This is a genomic window from Chitinophaga agrisoli (assembly GCF_008386695.1).
GTDB classification, from domain to species: Bacteria; Bacteroidota; Bacteroidia; order Chitinophagales; family Chitinophagaceae; genus Chitinophaga; species Chitinophaga agrisoli.
In genome coordinates, this window is sequence record NZ_VUOC01000002.1 from 252077 (window position 1) to 267691 (window position 15615).

Genomic DNA, 15615 nt, shown 5'->3' on the forward strand with positions numbered 1-15615 from the left:
TCATGTTTATGTGTAGATAGCGGGGGTAATAAACGGAACCGCCGGTCAGTTTTCTTACTGGCCGGCGGCGGAAGATATGACAATTGTATGGCCGCAAAAGATAACTGTCAGGGCCTTATCAGGTTAACAGATCCTTTGCGGAGGGTTTCCTTCCCATCTGCCAGCTTTAACCGGATGGCATACACATACACGCCCATGGGCTGAGGTTTGCCATTCACCGTGCCATCCCAGGCGGCGCTTCGCTCCGTGCTGGCGTATAACAGCTCGCCCCATTGGTTAAAGATCTTCATTTCCACCCCGGAAATGATATTCCCCTCCGGCTTAAAGAGATCATTCTTACCATCCTGGTTGGGGGTAAAAGCATTGGGGATGAAGACATCCTGGCTCAGGAGCTTAGCGGTAGTATTACCAGGGTCACTGTTCTGACAGGCGGCATCGCCCAGCGCAATTACCTGTATAGTCACACCATCTGCCAGGGAAATACCGGTCACTTCATGCGTGGTCCCCGCAGGGCCGGAACTGGGCATTCCGTAGGGACTGCCATTTACGGATACCTCGTACCCGGTAGCCTCCGGCGAGGCCGGCCAGGTAAAGACCACGCTGTTAGGCGTTATATTGATGGCGGTTACCACGGGCGCGGCTTCCTGCTGCAGCCGGTTTACCGCCACGGGCACACGTTCGCTGGCACAACGGCCATTTACCGCCTCCACATACCAGGTAGTATTGGTATTGGCGGCAGGCACGCCATAGGTTTTTCCCGTACCAGCCACCGTAGTACCGTTTGCCGTACTATACCAGCGGTAGGTATAAGCGGCCAGCGGGTTACTTATTGTTAAAAGTGCCGTACTATCTACGCAGGCGGTGACCGCGGTGGCATCCGGCGCAGCCGGGATCTCCGTTACCGTTAGTTTCACCGTGGCGGTTAGTTTGCAACCCAGCGTATCCGTGGCGCTCACTGTGTAGGTAGTGGTAGCCGTTGGGGATACCTTAAAGCTGGTACCGCTGCCATTACCAGGCTGCCAGGTGTAGTCCGTTACGGGGCTGCCGGTGGCTGTGGCGGATAAGGTGGCCTCTGCGCCCTTACACAGCGAATCAGCATTAGCGGCAGCCGTGATGGTAGCCGCCGTTTTCTTAGGCACCGTGCCTTTATAGATGGTGGCGCAGCCGTTGCCATCCAGGATGGTACAGGTATAATCGCCTGCCGGCAGATTGGTGGCGGTATCGTTCACCTGCACGGGAGATGAGGTCCAGGCATAGGAGAGCCCCGTACCGCCGCTGATGCTTAAGGCAATGCTGCCATTGGCGTCATTACAGGTGGCCGGCGTAATATCCGCTGTTACCGTCACCGGCGTATTAGGGATACCGGAAAGCGCCATGATCACCGCCCGGGAAGGGAAATTACTGCCGCTGCTGGAGATATAGTCAATGGAGATAGAATCCAGCAGTTTGGTGCGGTTGCTGCAGCCCAGGGCAATATCGTATTTATAAAAACGCGGGTTATTGGCAAACAGGCCATCCACTGTGTATGGGCCCGCATCCTTACGGGTTATACGGCCATAACCGCCCAGTACTTCATCCGGCCCGTTAAACCAGTCGTTCACCGTTACCGTGCCGCCAGGCGCGCTGGTCCCATCCGTAAAATGCAGTGTAGTAGTAAGCGTGCTGTTGCCTTCTGTTGAAAAAAGCAGCAGGCTTACCCGGCTAAAGGAAGCCGGTGTGGTCAGGATCACCGCGCCTGATGCCGCGGTATTAACAATATCGCCGTTCTCTGACAGGTACAGGCCATTACTTACATCGTAGGGGGCCAGCTGGTAGCTACGGTTGCCATTGACGATGGTACCGTTATCCGGCAGACCGCCGGAAAGGCCGTTGGCATTGGCAAAAGCCTGCGAAAACAGCAGGTAAAAACTAAGGTCCAGCTCTGTAGTGGTAACCGCCAGGGAACTGGTACCAGTTTCCGCCACCACATCATTATTAAAGCCGGTGATGGCTACCGGCTGATAGTCCTGTGCGGATAATGGTTGTATGCCTGCGCAAAACGCCAGCATGAGGGCAATCTTAATAGCGTGTCTCATTGTACGTACTAATTTTACTTTGGTTGATGTTCCATGAAATCAGCGGAGTAAGGCTACCCACCCCGCATAGGGTTTATCTTTGGCTTTTGCTTTGATCACGTAATAGTAAGTGCCCAGCGGCAGCAAATGCCCCTGCCAGGTACCATCCCAGGGATGGGCATATCCAATGCTCTCATAGATGCGCTGTCCCCAGCGGTTAAAGATCTCCACATGGCAGCCCGGTATACCCTGCAGCCCTGCTATCTCCCAACGGTCATTGATGCCATCGCCATTAGGGCTAAAGGCATTGGGTATGTGCAACACCTTATCCGGTATGATCTTTAGCCAGGCGCGGCTGGTAGTGTCCGTACAGCCTATCTCACTGGTGATCTGCAGGGTTACGCGGTAATCGCCGGGCAGCCCGTATCTGTGCTGCGGGTTGGCTTCCGTGGCGCTATTACCCTCCCCAAAATCCCAGTTATATGCCGTAGCGCCGGATGATTGATTACTGAAGCTGAACAGCGCTTCGCTGAACTCCAGCTCCGTATCCAGCCCCGGTATTACCGTAAAAGCAGCTACCGGAGATGGTTGTACGTTAATAAGCGCTGTTTCCACCAGCGTATCAAAACATTGCTGCTGCGCGCCTGCTACCAGCGTTACGGTATAAGCTCCCGGTACGGTATAGGTATGCGCAGGGTTTTGTTCAGAAGAAAGATCACTATCGCCAAAACGCCAGAACCAGCTGTCAGCGTTTTGCGACTGGTTAGTGAAGACCACCGGCAGATCAGGGCAGCCTACGGTAACATCCGGGCTAAAAGCGGCCAATGGCACAGGGATCACTGTTACCTGCCGGGGCGTTGCGGTTACGATACAAGCGCCGTCAGTGACCGTTAAGTTTATAGCGCCACTGTTTGTGTAGACCACGTCAAATGGTCCCAGCCCGCTGCCCCGCTGTACCGTTCCCCCACCCCAGTCCCAGGCGGCGGTAGCCGCATTGCTTACATTGCCGGTAAAGCTGATAATGGTAGCCGTGCCCGCACAAGGCGTAAGATCACTTACCTCAAAACCCACCACTGGCGCGGCAGTGACCGTAAGCGCCCGGGTAGCGGCGGCAGATACGCAGCCCTGGTCTGTTACCTGTAGTTCCAGGCTGTAGTTGCCGGCGGTACTAAACAGGATATTATAAGGCCCGGCCCCTGTGCCGCTTTGCACAGCAGCGCCGGAAAAATTGTTCCAGTTATAACTGGCAGTGGGGCCGGCCGTACCGGTATAAGTGATTGTTTGTACAGTACCCAGGCACACTGCTGCCGGCGTAACCGTAAACGCTGCTGCAGGCAAGGGTTTTACGGCCACGGCTACAGAGTCCGTTAGCTTACAGCCAAACGCGTCCTGTGCGGTGACGATATAAGTAGTACTGGCGGCCGGCGTAGTAGTTACCGTTGCGCCGCTGGTATTGAGCGGTTGCCAGCTATAATCTGTAATAGTAGCGCCCGTAACCGCGGCAGTCAGCGTAACGGCAGCGCCCGCACATATGGAATCCTCGCTGCTGCTTACGGTCAAGTTTCCCTGTGACTGCAACGGCACCGTATCCCGGAACACCGTGGTACACCCCACCGCATCTACAATAGTACAGGCATAAGCGCCGCCCGGCAGGTTAGTGGCGGTGGGCTGTGTTTGCACGGGTGTAGTGTTCCAGCTATATGAGAGTGGCTGTATACCGCCATTGACCGTAAGGGCAATACCGCCATCCGCACCGCCGCAGATGGCCGGCGTTACCACCGCAGTTATATCCAGCGGCGTTGCCGGTATACCGGACACCGCCATGATCACCGCCCGGGAAGGGAACGTAGTGCCACCAGACAGGAAATTGACCGTGACGGATTGCAGCTGTTTGGATTGATTGACGCAGGACAGCGAAATATCAAAACGGTAAAAACGTGGATTGCTGGTCGTAAAACCATCCACCAGGTATGGACCGGCAGCCGCCCGGGCTATACGTCCAAAGCCGCTGGCTACCGCATTACCGCCGCCAAACCAGTCCTGCACCGTCATGGCACCGCCGGCTGCGGTAGTGCCATCCGTAAAATTAAGGGTAGCGCTGATCGTGCTGGCGCCCTCCGTAGAAAACAGCAGCAGGCTTATCTTATTAAAGCTGGCCGGCGTTACCAGCGTGAGCGTACCAGCGGCTGCGGTATTGGCCACCGCTCCATTCTGCGACAGGAACAGGCCGTTATTGCCTGCATAATCCGCCAGCTGGTAATTGCGTACGCCGTTGATGATGGCGCCGTTATTGGGCACGCCGCCTGCAATGCCATTAGCCGCGGCAAAAGCAGCGGTGTACAGGATGTAGTTGCTCAGGTCCAGTACACAGCTGGTCACCGCTGTAGCGCTGGTACCGGTTTCTGCTACCACATCATTATTAAACCCGGTAACGGCAACCGGCGTATACGTTTGGGCACAAAGCTCATGCGGGCCGGTCATACAAACCAGCATTAGTACAATAATAAATATGGTTCTCATTTGTTACAGCATCATTATCTTCTTTGGCGGCCAGGTGCGATCGACGGTACGGACAAAGGGATCTTGGTTTTCATTGGCACTTCCATGGGTATATGGATCTGCTTTTTCTAAATACAACCATCCCGGTTAACCGGGGGGGTATATGCAGTACTTTTTTTTGCTACCTCAACGTATACACATAAACGTTACTACATAGGGCCAGCGTGATCATATCTTTATCTTTTGGGGCTGATTTGCTAAAGCAGGAATATGCATCTATATTTGCCGCCATACCACTAATTACCGGGAAAATGCAGCTAAACAAAACCTTTACCGTTATACTGCTGGGCGTTATTGCAGCCTTGCTTTTCATCCCCTTCCTGGGCAGGGTGCACCTGTTCGACTGGGATGAGATCAATTTTGCAGAATGCTCCAGGGAAATGATCAAATTGGACGATTACTCCCGTATCTATGTGAACTTCAAGCCTTTCTGGGAAAAACCGCCCATGTTCTTCTGGATGCAGACGGTGGCGATGAAAATGTTCGGATTTAATGAATTTGCCGCCCGTTTTCCCAATGCGCTTTGTGGTATTGCTACGCTTATTACCCTGTTCCTCTGCGGACAGAAGATCTATGACCGGAAGTTCGGCATCCTGTGGGCGCTGGCCTATGGTGGTTCCCTGTTCCCTAATATGTATTTTAAATCCGGGTTGATAGATCCCTGGTTTAACCTGTTCATCTTTCTCTCCCTCTATTTCTTTATCCTGTACCACTGGAAAAAGAATGGGTTTGACAGAACGGACCTGCAGAAAAAGCCCCTGTACTACGCGGTATGGGCCGGCATTTTCATGGGCCTGGCCGTGCTTACCAAGGGACAGGTGGCCCTTATGATGTTTTTACTGGTGCTGGGTGTATACCTTATCTATAACCGCTTTAAGATCTATTTTGGCTGGGGGCATGCCCTGCTGTTCCTGGTGGTGGCCTCCCTGCTCACCTTCTCCTGGTATGGTTATGAGACCATCAAAAACGGGCCGTGGTTCATTACATCGTTCCTGAAATACCAATACCGCCTGTTCACCACCCACGATGCGGGGCAGAAAGGTTTTCCCGGTTATCATTTTGTGGTGATCCTGATCGGTTGTTTCCCGGCCTCTATATTCGCTATCCCGGCTTTTTTCCGCATGCACTATACCAGCCGCTATGATAAAGATTTTAAGATGTGGATGATCATGCTGTTCTGGGTGGTGACCATACTTTTCACCATCGTGCAGTCCCGCATTATCCATTATTCTTCCATGGCCTGGTTCCCGGTTACATTCCTGGCGGCCTACAGTTTTTATAAATGGGAGCGGAAAGATGCCGCCTATAAAAAATACGTGGGCGTGCTGGCCGGCATACTGGGCAGCCTGGAAGGTTTTGTACTGTTATTGGTAGCTGTTATTGCCCTCAACATCAAAAAGCTGGTACCTTATGTATCAGACACGTTTGCGCAGGCCAATATGCAGGCGGATGTACATTGGAACGGCCTGGAAGGCCTGGTAGGCATACTGATGATCGTATCTGTGATAATGGGCCTGGTATGGCTCAGGAAACGCGCCTTTATCAAAGCGGCATGGGCCTTTTTTGGCGGCACCGCCATCGTTATATTCCTGGCGGCAGCTATTATTGTGCCTAAAGTGGAACGGTATTCCCAGGGCGCCGCTATCGATTTCCTGATACAGCGGCAGGGCGAAGACTGTTATGTAAACTCCCTGGGCTACTGGAGTTACGCGCCTTTCTTCTATGCGCAGAAAGAGCCCCCCACCAATCCCAAATCCTATGAAGAATGGTGGCTGCTGACCGGCGATATAGATAAACCGGCTTATTTCATTACCAAGGTAGACCGGGTAGATGGTTACACTAAACAGCATCCGGATCTGAAAGAGCTGTACCGTAAAAACGGCTTTGTGTTCCTGAAAAGGGAGATCCCCGCGAAACAATAAATAAGATTACCCATAAAAAAACAGCCAGGTATCGTTACATACCTGGCTGTTGCTTTTTTATAAATGGCCTGTTATTTCTTGCGGGAAAAGAGGCGTAAGATATTGCTCACAATTTTATCGTTGGAACCCAGCCAGCCCTTTACTTCGGTATACGTAGCTACCATGAAATTGTCCAGCTTCACCATGAACTTCTTCTTGCCTTCGCCCGGCCTTGCCATGTAATGCGTAGCCCTGCGGAAAGGTTTATCCTCGATAGAGTAATAGTATAATGCTATAGAACGGCGATACTGGTCTTCCGGGCAGGTCATCGGCTCCGGATGGCCATGGTAAGAGTCCGCATCTGTGTTAAAGATCACGCAGCGGTTAAACACCGGCAGCACTTTCTTTTCGCAGGCTTTCATTTCTGTATCCCACAGCTCCAGCTTACCGCCCCACTCTTCCTGCCAGCCTTTATTCAGGTATACCAGCACATTTACCCGGCGTTGCCAGTGGCGGTGATGCGGATGCACGGTAAAGTCGGCATGGATGTTCAGGAAACCGCCCTTGCCGGACTGGTGGATGCCACCGCCTTCCAGGTGATCGTCTTTCTGCAGGTTATCAATCCCGGTCAGGGTGCTGAGAAATTGCAGGAACTCAGGGGAGTTGAGCTCATTAATAGTATGTTTGATATTATCCGGTAAAAGGTCCAGCTTATTAAGGCCTCTCTTTTTTTCATTATAATGGACATAGTTGATCCAGCCGTCTGATTTATTGAGCTGGTTAAACTCCTCAATGCATTTATCCAGCATAGCAGGATTCAGGAAATTTTCCAGTACGATATGCGGGTAAGGATTGGCCTCCTGGTATTGCCGGCTCAACATGGGCAATTCACTATTCCAGTGATTCAGGTCTATTACTGTTGCAGGTGGTGTGGTGAGTGTTTGCAATTTCAAACATTTTATAAGTAACAAATATAGCGCCTACCGCTTGTTGGACAAAAAAGGTTTTCAGCCAACAAAGTATAAAAATAAACTGTTAAATGTAAGTTGTGTTTTTGTTAAAACGGGGCTACCTCTAAGTAACTCAGTTCCAACCGGTTTAGCCGCTTCCTTAAAAATAACGGTTTGGCAGCCTTAACATTGGCGTAATGTGTGAAATTTATATGTAATCCTGTAATATTTATACTTTTTCGCGTAACCGGCGGCTGATCTTTGTGTTACCATAAAATCAACTGTATGACCATTTTAAAGATAGTCAATTCCATTTTTATCCTCTTTGCGGTGTATATGGGCTTTAAGCAAGGCTGGGCCATGTATACGGGGCAACCGGAGATGCTGACCCTATTTAACCGCTGGCATTTGGGCAAAACGGGTATGGCAGTTAACGGTATTATTACCATCATTAGCGCCCTGCTGATCCTTTACCCCCGGACATTCATATGGGGTAATTTCCTGATGGCTGCCTGTATTTTGCTGATCATTTGTTTTCACTTGTTGGAAAAGGATCTGAAAGGCGCGGCGATAGAGTTGCCTTTCTTTCTTTTGAATCTTATTATTATCTACCTGCAGCATCCGCTGTCTAAAACAAATCCGGTATGAAAGCAATTCTTTTTGTACTGCTGCTGGCTGGTAGTACCGCGTATGCCCAGAAAGATACGCCCCTTCCTCCTGTTAAACCGATTAAAACACAATATATGAATACGGACAAACTGACCCATCCTATCGTTAAAAAAGCTATTGACGCGCTGCAGGCTGCGGATCGTAATACCTGGTTTGCACAGTTCACGGAGGATGCTGAGCTGTATGATGATGGGAATAAAATGAACCTGCGGAGTTTTTTTGACAAGGCGATGGGGCATGAGCGCTTTACGAGTATTGATAAAGTGGAGAATAAGGGGTTGGATGTGTATGGGCATTTCCATAGTGACCAATGGGGGGATTTTAAGACTTATTTTAAATTTAAAGTGAATGGGAGTGGGAAGGTTGAGCGGTTGGATATTGGGCAGGCGAATTATTGATTTGTGATTACTGACTACTGGCTATGGTGGCTGTGTACCATGCAGGGCAGGTTCAAAAATGGCCTGCGCCCGCCGCGGGTTGGCTGCCTGGGTAGTGGGCTGTATGAGCCGCGCCGGCCAAGGGCCATTTTGAATCCTGCCCTGCAATGACAGTATACCGTAGCTGGGTAGTTGTTGACCATGGGTTAGAATAACGGGCAGATGGCGCGCTGCAGGGCCCACCACTCTCAATTACTCTCAAACAAAACATCTAAAACCGTAAGCTGAAATGATGCGCGGAGAGTTTGTATCCCTTGTTTAGATAAAGTCTATGGGCATCATTAAGCTGAAAGCCACTGTCCAGCACAACGCCCGTTTTATTCGTTTCACGGGCTAACTGTTGAATGTAGTCCAGTAACGCACCCGCATAACCTTTTCCACGATAGGCGGGTAGCGTGCACAGGTCGTCTATGTAAATGTATCTGCCGCCATGGAGGGAATGGAGATTACGGTAGCCTGCAAAGGCCGCGGCATCGCATGAAGAGCCGGCACCTGCTATGTATAACATATGATAGCCGTCTTCCTTCATCTCTTTTACCTGGCGGATGTATGCTTCCTTATTGTCAAGATGGGGACGCAGCAGGTGTACTACCTCCCAGCAATCCCCGATCTCTTTTTCGCTTTGCGCGAATTTTATCTGGTACATGGTCCCGTTTTAAAATTGTGGGTGCATATGCAGGGAGACGCCAATACGGTTCCATGCATTGATAGTAATGATCGCCATAATGATCTGGGCGGTCTTCTCTTCGCCAAATAAGGCCATGGACTTATTATACAGCGTATCGCTGAGACCATGCTGATGTATTAAGGTGATCTCTTCTGTCATCTCCAGCAACAGTTGCTCCTCTTCAGAGAAATGATTCACCGCCTCGCGCCATACGCCCACCAGGTACATACGTTTAGGGTCTTCTCCCATCTTCAGCGCATCCTCCGTATGTTTATGCACGCAAAGCGCACATCCGTTGATCAGGGAAGCTCTCACTTTGATAAGTTCATAATGACGTTTATCAAGGGAGGTGGATTCCATGTATTTATCCAACGCGTCCATGGCGGCATAAGCGGCAGGTTGCACCTTGCTCATTTTTAATCTTGACATCTTAATCCTTTTTTATTGTTTCTTTTTTATGCTGTTTTATCGTTCTGTTTTGTTGTTCTGTTTTGTTGCGCTGTTTATTGTTCTGTTTTGTTGTTCTGTTTTATTGTTGAAAGATATTGCTGGTATCGAAATTAGTTCTACGGTTATTCAGGCGGTTGTCCAGGCTGTATTTATATATGGGCATGGTGGCGAGTAAAAAGCTGCCCGCGCTGGCCGTGAATACGGAGTAATTAAGCGGCGCCTGTACGCCAAAGGCAAAGGTCATACACAGCGCGAAGGTTAACAGCAACAGACCGCTGCCAAGCGCTGCCCAACGGGTAAAGAGACCAATGATCAGCAACGTGCCAAAGATGATCTCTGACAGAGAAGCGATGAAAGCAAATACCTCTGCAATGCCGGCCGGCAGGAAGAACAGTACCTTACTGGCGTATTGCATAAAATGCGGCCAGTCGCCCCAGCTGATACGCGCGCCGCCCGGCGGGCCCCATACGCCAAAACGGTCTAGGCCCGGACAGATATAACTGGCGCCGATGGCGATGCGGAGAAAAAGCTGGATATAGTCCTGTTTGTTATTCGTTTGGTGATTCATATAGGTCCATGTTTGATACTACAAAAATATCGGGTCATTGGCCTATCTTTATAGTCCAGATAATACAAACCGGGTAGTCCACATGCTTCCTTTTCAAACGCTTCTAACCATCAATAAAGATTCCGCGGCGCCGGTATACCAGCAGATCGCCAACGGGCTGGTAGGGCTTATCCGCGATGGGGTGATCAAACCCGGCGCTGGCCTGCCCGGCAGCCGGGAGCTGGCGCTTATATTGCAGGTACACCGTAAAACCATTGTAGCGGCCTACCAGGAGCTGTTTACGCAGGACTGGATAGAGACCATTCCCCGTAAAGGCGTGATCGTTTCCCAGAAGCTGCCGGAGATCAAACCCCGCAGTTTTAAAGCGGTGGCCAAGATACCGGCCTATGCAGGCAATACCGGTTTTCCCTTTCAGCAGGTAGGCCCTTACCCTGCGACCATGGTCAGATCTGGCGAGCACCGGCTGATGATCAATGATGGCTTTCCGGACCATCGTATTGCCCCCATTGATATGCTGATGCGGGAATACCGTAGCCTCTTCCACAGTCCCGGTATAAAACGGTATGCGGCTTACGGCAGCATGTCTGGCCCGCTTAGCCTGCGTACGGAGCTGACCGGCTTCCTGTCTGAAACACGGGGGCTGAACATAGGCGCGCAGAATATATTGCTGACACATGGCGCGCAGATGTCCATCTACATTGCGGCGCGGCTGATATTAAAGCCCGGCGCCACCGTGCTGGTTGGCGATCCCAATTATTTTATGGCGGATATGATCTTTCAGCAATGCGGGGCCAAACTGCAACGCATTCCGCTGGATGAGCAGGGCATGGATGTAGACGCTATTGCAGCCATTTGCAAACGTAAAAAACCGGACCTGCTGTATATTATCCCCCATCACCACCACCCTACCACCGTTACCCTTAGTGCAGAGCGGCGTATGAAGCTGCTGGAGCTGATCCGCCAATACCGGTTCCCGGTGATAGAGGATGATTATGACTATGATTTTCACTACGGCGGCAGCCCCATACTGCCACTGGCCAGCGCAGATCATGATGGCAATGTGATCTATATAGGTTCCCTCACCAAATCGCTGGCTACGTTTATGCGGGTGGGTTATATGGTAGCGCCGGAGAACTTTATACAGGAAGCGGCCGTATTAAGAAGGATCATTGATATCCGCAGCGATAATGTGCTGGAAGAGGCCCTGGCCACGCTGTTCAGAAATGGGGATATGCAGCGCCACCTGAAAAAATCCGTGAAGTTATACCATGAAAGGCGGGATCATCTCTGCAACCTGCTGGACCAGGAGCTGAAGCATGTGGTGAAGTTCCATAAACCGGCGGGCGGTATGGCTGTATGGGCACAGTTTGATAAAAAGTATCCCTTGCCGGCCATTGCCGCCAAGGCAGCCGCCAATGGTTTGCTGATGAGCGACGGCGCCAGCTACAGCTTTCATACGCATAACTATAACGCGTTGCGTATGGGCTTTGCATCGCTGAATGAAAAGGAGCTGAGCGAAGTAGTGGAGATCCTTAAGAAACTGGTGTGATCATTTGAACAACCCCTGTACCCAGCGTTTAAAGCGCCGTTTGGGCTTATTATACCGCCGCCATTTGGCGTCCAGATCATACTCCTTCCGGAAGAAAAAATAGTCTGCCTCTTTTTCCGGTATAAAATATACGGGATGTAATAACGGTTGCGCCATATTGCCGGCAGGCACATTGGCATTATGGTTCACATCAAAGGTGTGGGTAGCATTGTTGCCAAAACCAATATTGGTGATGAGGTTTACATTAGGAACAGCACAGAGCCCGTTGTTGAAGAAAGTCTGCAGCTGGAACTGGTAATCCCAGGTATCTACCTTGCCTGCTTTGGTATCCCTGAAGATCTGCAGCCAGGCGGCAAAAAGGAACGGATCAGGGAACATTTTCCTTAACCATGCCTCCGCATCCGCGTCATTATACAAGGCCAGCTCCCGGTCATAATTTTTCCAGGCGCGGCGCCAGCTGGCCCATCCCCATATATTGCTGTGCTGTGAAAAATAATAGCTGGCATCGCCCCATTGTTTACCATCCTGGGAGTTGGTGCCGGTTATATTACGGATCCGGCTATCATGCCGGTATTTTGCCAGTAAAGTATCGCAGAAATAGAAGAAGCTGTTAGAGGGCAGGCAATCATCTTCCAGTATAATACCTTCCTCTTCCTGTTCAAAGAACCAGCTGATGGCCTGTGATACCGCCATTTTGCAACCCTGGTTCTGCTCAAAGAAAAGATGTTTTACCTCACAGTCCCAATCCACCTTGGACACAATTTCCCGCGTTTGCCGGCAACCTTCCACATCAGCGGTATTGCCCTCCCTTGGCCCGTCTGCAGCAATATACAGGCGGGCGGGTCTGGCCGCGCGGATCTGGTCAAACACCTGTTGCGTGGTATCCGGTCGTCTGAAAACTATGAATAACACAGGAGACTGTACGGTGTGGTTGGTCATGCTGTTGACGGTAGCTTTAATGCGGCGACAAAATTAATTTTTTTTAATTTAGCAAACAATTTAACCAGAACTATGAACAGCGGGGCCTTGCAAGTACCTGATAACGTATTGATCAGCATCATTATTGCCACTTTTAATGCAGGAAAACACTTGCGGGACTGCCTCGCCTCCATCGAATCCCTTACAGAAAAGCGTATAGAAGTAGTGATCTCCGATGGCGGCAGCACTGATGATACCTTATCTATCGTAAAAGAATTTCAGCAACGGCTTTTTATCACCTGTAACAGCGCGCCGGATAAGGGCATTTATGACGCCATGAACAAAGGCGTACAGCTGGCCAAAGGCCGCTGGGTGCATTTCCTGGGGGCGGATGACCGTGTGCTGCCAGGCTTTAGCGAACTGGCTGCACAGCTGCAGGATGAGCATACGGTCTATTATGGCAACAGCACGCCTTACTATGGCGACAGCGGTTTAACGCCGCTGCTGCTTATAGGTAAATTCAGCAATTACCGGCTGGCCAAACACTGTATGAACCACCAGGCTATTATCTATCCCATAGCGGCTTTCCGTAAATACCAGTATAACCTGCGTTATAAGGTGTATGCGGATTATGCCATGAACATCCGGCTTTGGGGCGACCGTGCCTTTAAAAAAGTATTTCACCCGGTGAATGTTGTGCAGTATGATATGACGGGCTTTTCCTCCATCACCAATGATATACCCTTTAAGCAGGACAAGCTGCAGCTGATCCGTGAAAGCATGGGCTGGATGATGTACCTGCGCATGTTATATAAACGGTATAAGAAAAAGTTACAGGGCGAAAAAGATTTCTGGGGAGTATGATTAATGAAATGTATATATCTTTATCGTTCCAATTGTATGCATGAAACTAAGTATTGACGTAGTTATTCCTTCTTTCCGACTGGATGAGCAATATATCCTCCCTATCCTCCGCCTGCGTAAACCAGCAAATGCCCATATCAAATTTTACCTGGTAGCTGATAATCCTGCCATTGTGCCTTCTGCCGCTATTCAATCCCTGGTGGATAATGAACAGGTTTTCCTGTCCATCAACCCAAAGAATATGGGGGCCAGCCTTACGCGCAATGCCGGTATTAACATGGGCCAGGGCGAATGGGTATTATTCCTGGATGATGATATTGCGGTGCCGGAAGATCTGCTGGCTACCTATGCGGACGCTGCTGCACAACATGCGGAAGAGATAGGTTTTATTGGCCTGGTGCATTTACCGGAGCCACACACTGCTTTTACCCGGGCGCTGAAAGTAAGCGGCTCGCTGGATATATTTTCCATTGCAGAAAAGAAACCCGCCTTTGCGTGGGGCGCTACCGCCAATATCATGATCAAACGCAGCGCTATGGGCGATGTGCGGTTCTCTACCGTATACCCTAAATCCGGCGGCGGCGAAGATGTTGACTTTTTCCTGAAGATACGGGAGCGCAATGATTTCAGGGACTTTAAGACCTTACCGCAGGCAGCGGTGGTACACCCCTGGTGGAATAACGAGCAGGTGAACCTGCAACGCCCCTTCAGATATGGTACCGGCAATAGCTGGCTGGGGGAGTTGAACCCGCTGTATACTTACTACGATTTCTTTAATACGCCGGAAACCCTGTTGCTTTGTTTAATAGCAACAGTGGCGCTGGCGTTCATACAACCCATGTGGATAGTGCCGGTGTTACTGTTTATGGCGGGCGCTATTGTAATAGAGCTTATTGCCAGCGCAGTGCAAACCGTTAAACGGTATCCCACAGGTAATGTAATAGTGATGATGTATGTAATGGCATTAAGACTGGTACATGAAACGGGCGTTTTATGGGGAAAGCTTTCCAGGTGGAAGCTCCATAGGATAGGCGAACGTTTTCACGATAACGGGATCATCAGCAGGGTCAGGTTCTACCGTTCCAATACCTACAAGACCGTTAAATGGATCCTGTATCCGCTGCTGGCATTCCTGATCTTACATTTTTACGCTTAAACCTCAGCGTAACCATCCAGGCAAAAAACCACTTTATTATTGAGCGTATCGCTGTAGCGCTGCTCATTTACTGTGATCTGTGCTTTTGAATGGTATTCGTGGTGCAGATGGAAGCACACGGCCGCCAGTTTCAGGCGTTTCTTGCGTACGCCGGCATTGATCAAGCGGGCGGCAAACTCACAGTCTTCAGAGCCCCAGCCAAAGAACAGGTTATTATAGCCGTTAATGGCAATATAATCCTTTCTCCAGAAGGCCAGGTTACAGGCTTTGGTATTATCAGAGCTGTACGGGTTGGCTGTTACGGCAAAGGAAAGCGCCGGAAAACGCAGGGCATTGAAGCGGCTTTTAAGCCCTTTGGTAAAGAAACCCAGGGAAATTTGTTTGGTCTTCAGGATCTGTTGGGTGGTAGCCTCCCCTATCATGGCGCGGGCGCCCTGTACGAAGTGGCCTTTTTTTGCCTGCTCTATATGATCCTCTATGAATTTGCGGTGCAATACAATATCGCCGTCAATTTCAATAATATAGTCAGAGGAAGACAGTTTTACCGCTTTATTCAGGATAATACCTTTTCTGAACCCCAGGTCCTCATGCCAGGCATGTTTGATGGGGATATTCAGTATACTGCGGTATTTGTTGATCAGGCGCTCCGTATCCATACGGGAACCGTCGTCTGCGATCAGTATCTCATCCGGCATATGCGTTTGCCGCAATATGCTCAGGAATATGATCTCCAGGGCTTCTGGCCAATTGTAGGTGGCGATCAGCACCCCTACCGAAAAGTTCTTCTTCACCATCCTGATACCGGTTTACGTTCAATAAAGAATTTTTTCGACACACCAAGGCTTTGATAGAATAGCATCACAATTTGAAATT

Annotated in this window: 14 protein-coding genes; 6 read left to right on the plus strand and 8 right to left on the minus strand. The window is 50.3% G+C overall.

Annotation, left to right across the window (positions count from 1 at the left end):
- Positions 1-107 precede the first annotated feature (107 nt).
- A complete protein-coding gene (locus F0L74_RS08470) occupies positions 108-2075 on the minus strand; it encodes a T9SS type B sorting domain-containing protein (RefSeq protein ID WP_149837430.1) in 1968 nt (655 codons plus the stop codon).
- A gap of 39 nt (positions 2076-2114) precedes the next feature.
- Positions 2115-4574, minus strand: coding sequence for a PKD domain-containing protein (locus tag F0L74_RS08475; RefSeq protein ID WP_149837431.1), 2460 nt, complete (start codon positions 4572-4574; stop codon positions 2115-2117).
- A gap of 290 nt (positions 4575-4864) precedes the next feature.
- Between F0L74_RS08475 and F0L74_RS08480 the strand changes: the two genes are divergently transcribed.
- Positions 4865-6535 (plus strand): ArnT family glycosyltransferase, encoded by a 1671-nt coding sequence (locus F0L74_RS08480; protein WP_149837432.1) that lies wholly within the window; start codon positions 4865-4867, stop codon positions 6533-6535.
- A 71-nt stretch (positions 6536-6606) separates the two neighbouring features.
- Here F0L74_RS08480 and F0L74_RS08485 read toward each other — a convergent pair whose 3' ends face one another.
- A complete protein-coding gene (locus F0L74_RS08485) occupies positions 6607-7461 on the minus strand; it encodes a 2OG-Fe(II) oxygenase (RefSeq protein WP_149837433.1) in 855 nt (284 codons plus the stop codon).
- A gap of 288 nt (positions 7462-7749) precedes the next feature.
- Between F0L74_RS08485 and F0L74_RS08490 the strand changes: the two genes are divergently transcribed.
- The gene (locus F0L74_RS08490; protein ID WP_149837434.1) at positions 7750-8112 is read left to right on the plus strand and encodes a DoxX family protein; all 363 of its coding nucleotides are present in this window, start codon (positions 7750-7752) and stop codon (positions 8110-8112) included.
- Positions 8109-8531 carry a hypothetical protein gene (locus tag F0L74_RS08495; RefSeq protein WP_149837435.1) on the plus strand — a complete coding sequence of 141 codons (423 nt, stop codon included), beginning with the start codon at positions 8109-8111 and terminating at the stop codon, positions 8529-8531. The genes F0L74_RS08490 and F0L74_RS08495 overlap by 4 nt, the downstream gene beginning before the upstream one ends.
- A 250-nt stretch (positions 8532-8781) precedes the next feature.
- Here F0L74_RS08495 and F0L74_RS08500 read toward each other — a convergent pair whose 3' ends face one another.
- The 3 genes from F0L74_RS08500 to F0L74_RS08510 form a co-directional block, all read right to left on the minus strand.
- Complete coding sequence (locus F0L74_RS08500; protein WP_149837436.1) at positions 8782-9216, minus strand: GNAT family N-acetyltransferase; 435 nt, start codon at positions 9214-9216, stop codon at positions 8782-8784.
- Positions 9217-9225: 9 nt separating this feature from the next.
- Positions 9226-9666, minus strand: a complete 441-nt coding sequence (locus tag F0L74_RS08505; RefSeq protein ID WP_149837437.1) for a carboxymuconolactone decarboxylase family protein — start codon at positions 9664-9666, stop codon at positions 9226-9228.
- Positions 9667-9766: 100 nt separating this feature from the next.
- Positions 9767-10255: a DoxX family protein gene (locus tag F0L74_RS08510; RefSeq protein WP_149837438.1), complete on the minus strand. Its 489-nt coding sequence runs from the start codon at positions 10253-10255 to the stop codon at positions 9767-9769.
- An 82-nt stretch (positions 10256-10337) separates the two neighbouring features.
- Between F0L74_RS08510 and pdxR the strand changes: the two genes are divergently transcribed.
- Positions 10338-11804 (plus strand): MocR-like pyridoxine biosynthesis transcription factor PdxR, encoded by a 1467-nt coding sequence (pdxR, locus tag F0L74_RS08515; RefSeq protein WP_149837439.1) that lies wholly within the window; start codon positions 10338-10340, stop codon positions 11802-11804.
- Here the strand turns inward: pdxR and F0L74_RS08520 are convergent, their stop codons facing one another.
- Positions 11805-12743 (minus strand): nucleotide-diphospho-sugar transferase, encoded by a 939-nt coding sequence (locus F0L74_RS08520; protein WP_149837440.1) that lies wholly within the window; start codon positions 12741-12743, stop codon positions 11805-11807.
- Between the two features lie 72 nt (positions 12744-12815).
- On the opposite strand from F0L74_RS08520, the gene F0L74_RS08525 reads away from it, so the two are divergent.
- Positions 12816-13586, plus strand: a complete 771-nt coding sequence (locus F0L74_RS08525) for a glycosyltransferase family 2 protein (protein WP_149837441.1) — start codon at positions 12816-12818, stop codon at positions 13584-13586.
- A gap of 40 nt (positions 13587-13626) precedes the next feature.
- Entirely contained in the window at positions 13627-14742 is a 1116-nt protein-coding gene (locus F0L74_RS08530) for a glycosyltransferase family 2 protein (protein ID WP_149837442.1), read from the plus strand.
- Here F0L74_RS08530 and F0L74_RS08535 read toward each other — a convergent pair.
- Entirely contained in the window at positions 14739-15536 is a 798-nt protein-coding gene (locus tag F0L74_RS08535) for a glycosyltransferase family 2 protein (RefSeq protein ID WP_149837443.1), read from the minus strand. The genes F0L74_RS08530 and F0L74_RS08535 overlap by 4 nt on opposite strands.
- Positions 15537-15615: the final 79 nt, after the last annotated feature.

What these genes read in the sequence shown, in the direction of transcription:
- F0L74_RS08470 (WP_149837430.1), bottom strand. Translation starts at nt 2,075, where the DNA reads ATGAGACACGCTATTAAGATTGCCCTCATGCTGGCGTTTTGCGCAGGC.
- F0L74_RS08475 (WP_149837431.1), bottom strand. Translation starts at nt 4,574, where the DNA reads ATGAGAACCATATTTATTATTGTACTAATGCTGGTTTGTATGACCGGC.
- F0L74_RS08480 (WP_149837432.1), top strand. Translation starts at nt 4,865, where the DNA reads ATGCAGCTAAACAAAACCTTTACCGTTATACTGCTGGGCGTTATTGCA.
- F0L74_RS08490 (WP_149837434.1), top strand. Translation starts at nt 7,750, where the DNA reads ATGACCATTTTAAAGATAGTCAATTCCATTTTTATCCTCTTTGCGGTG.
- F0L74_RS08495 (WP_149837435.1), top strand. Translation starts at nt 8,109, where the DNA reads ATGAAAGCAATTCTTTTTGTACTGCTGCTGGCTGGTAGTACCGCGTAT.
- F0L74_RS08500 (WP_149837436.1), bottom strand. Translation starts at nt 9,216, where the DNA reads ATGTACCAGATAAAATTCGCGCAAAGCGAAAAAGAGATCGGGGATTGC.
- F0L74_RS08505 (WP_149837437.1), bottom strand. Translation starts at nt 9,666, where the DNA reads ATGTCAAGATTAAAAATGAGCAAGGTGCAACCTGCCGCTTATGCCGCC.
- F0L74_RS08510 (WP_149837438.1), bottom strand. Translation starts at nt 10,255, where the DNA reads ATGAATCACCAAACGAATAACAAACAGGACTATATCCAGCTTTTTCTC.
- pdxR (WP_149837439.1), top strand. Translation starts at nt 10,338, where the DNA reads ATGCTTCCTTTTCAAACGCTTCTAACCATCAATAAAGATTCCGCGGCG.
- F0L74_RS08520 (WP_149837440.1), bottom strand. Translation starts at nt 12,743, where the DNA reads ATGACCAACCACACCGTACAGTCTCCTGTGTTATTCATAGTTTTCAGA.
- F0L74_RS08525 (WP_149837441.1), top strand. Translation starts at nt 12,816, where the DNA reads ATGAACAGCGGGGCCTTGCAAGTACCTGATAACGTATTGATCAGCATC.
- F0L74_RS08530 (WP_149837442.1), top strand. Translation starts at nt 13,627, where the DNA reads ATGAAACTAAGTATTGACGTAGTTATTCCTTCTTTCCGACTGGATGAG.
- F0L74_RS08535 (WP_149837443.1), bottom strand. Translation starts at nt 15,536, where the DNA reads ATGGTGAAGAAGAACTTTTCGGTAGGGGTGCTGATCGCCACCTACAAT.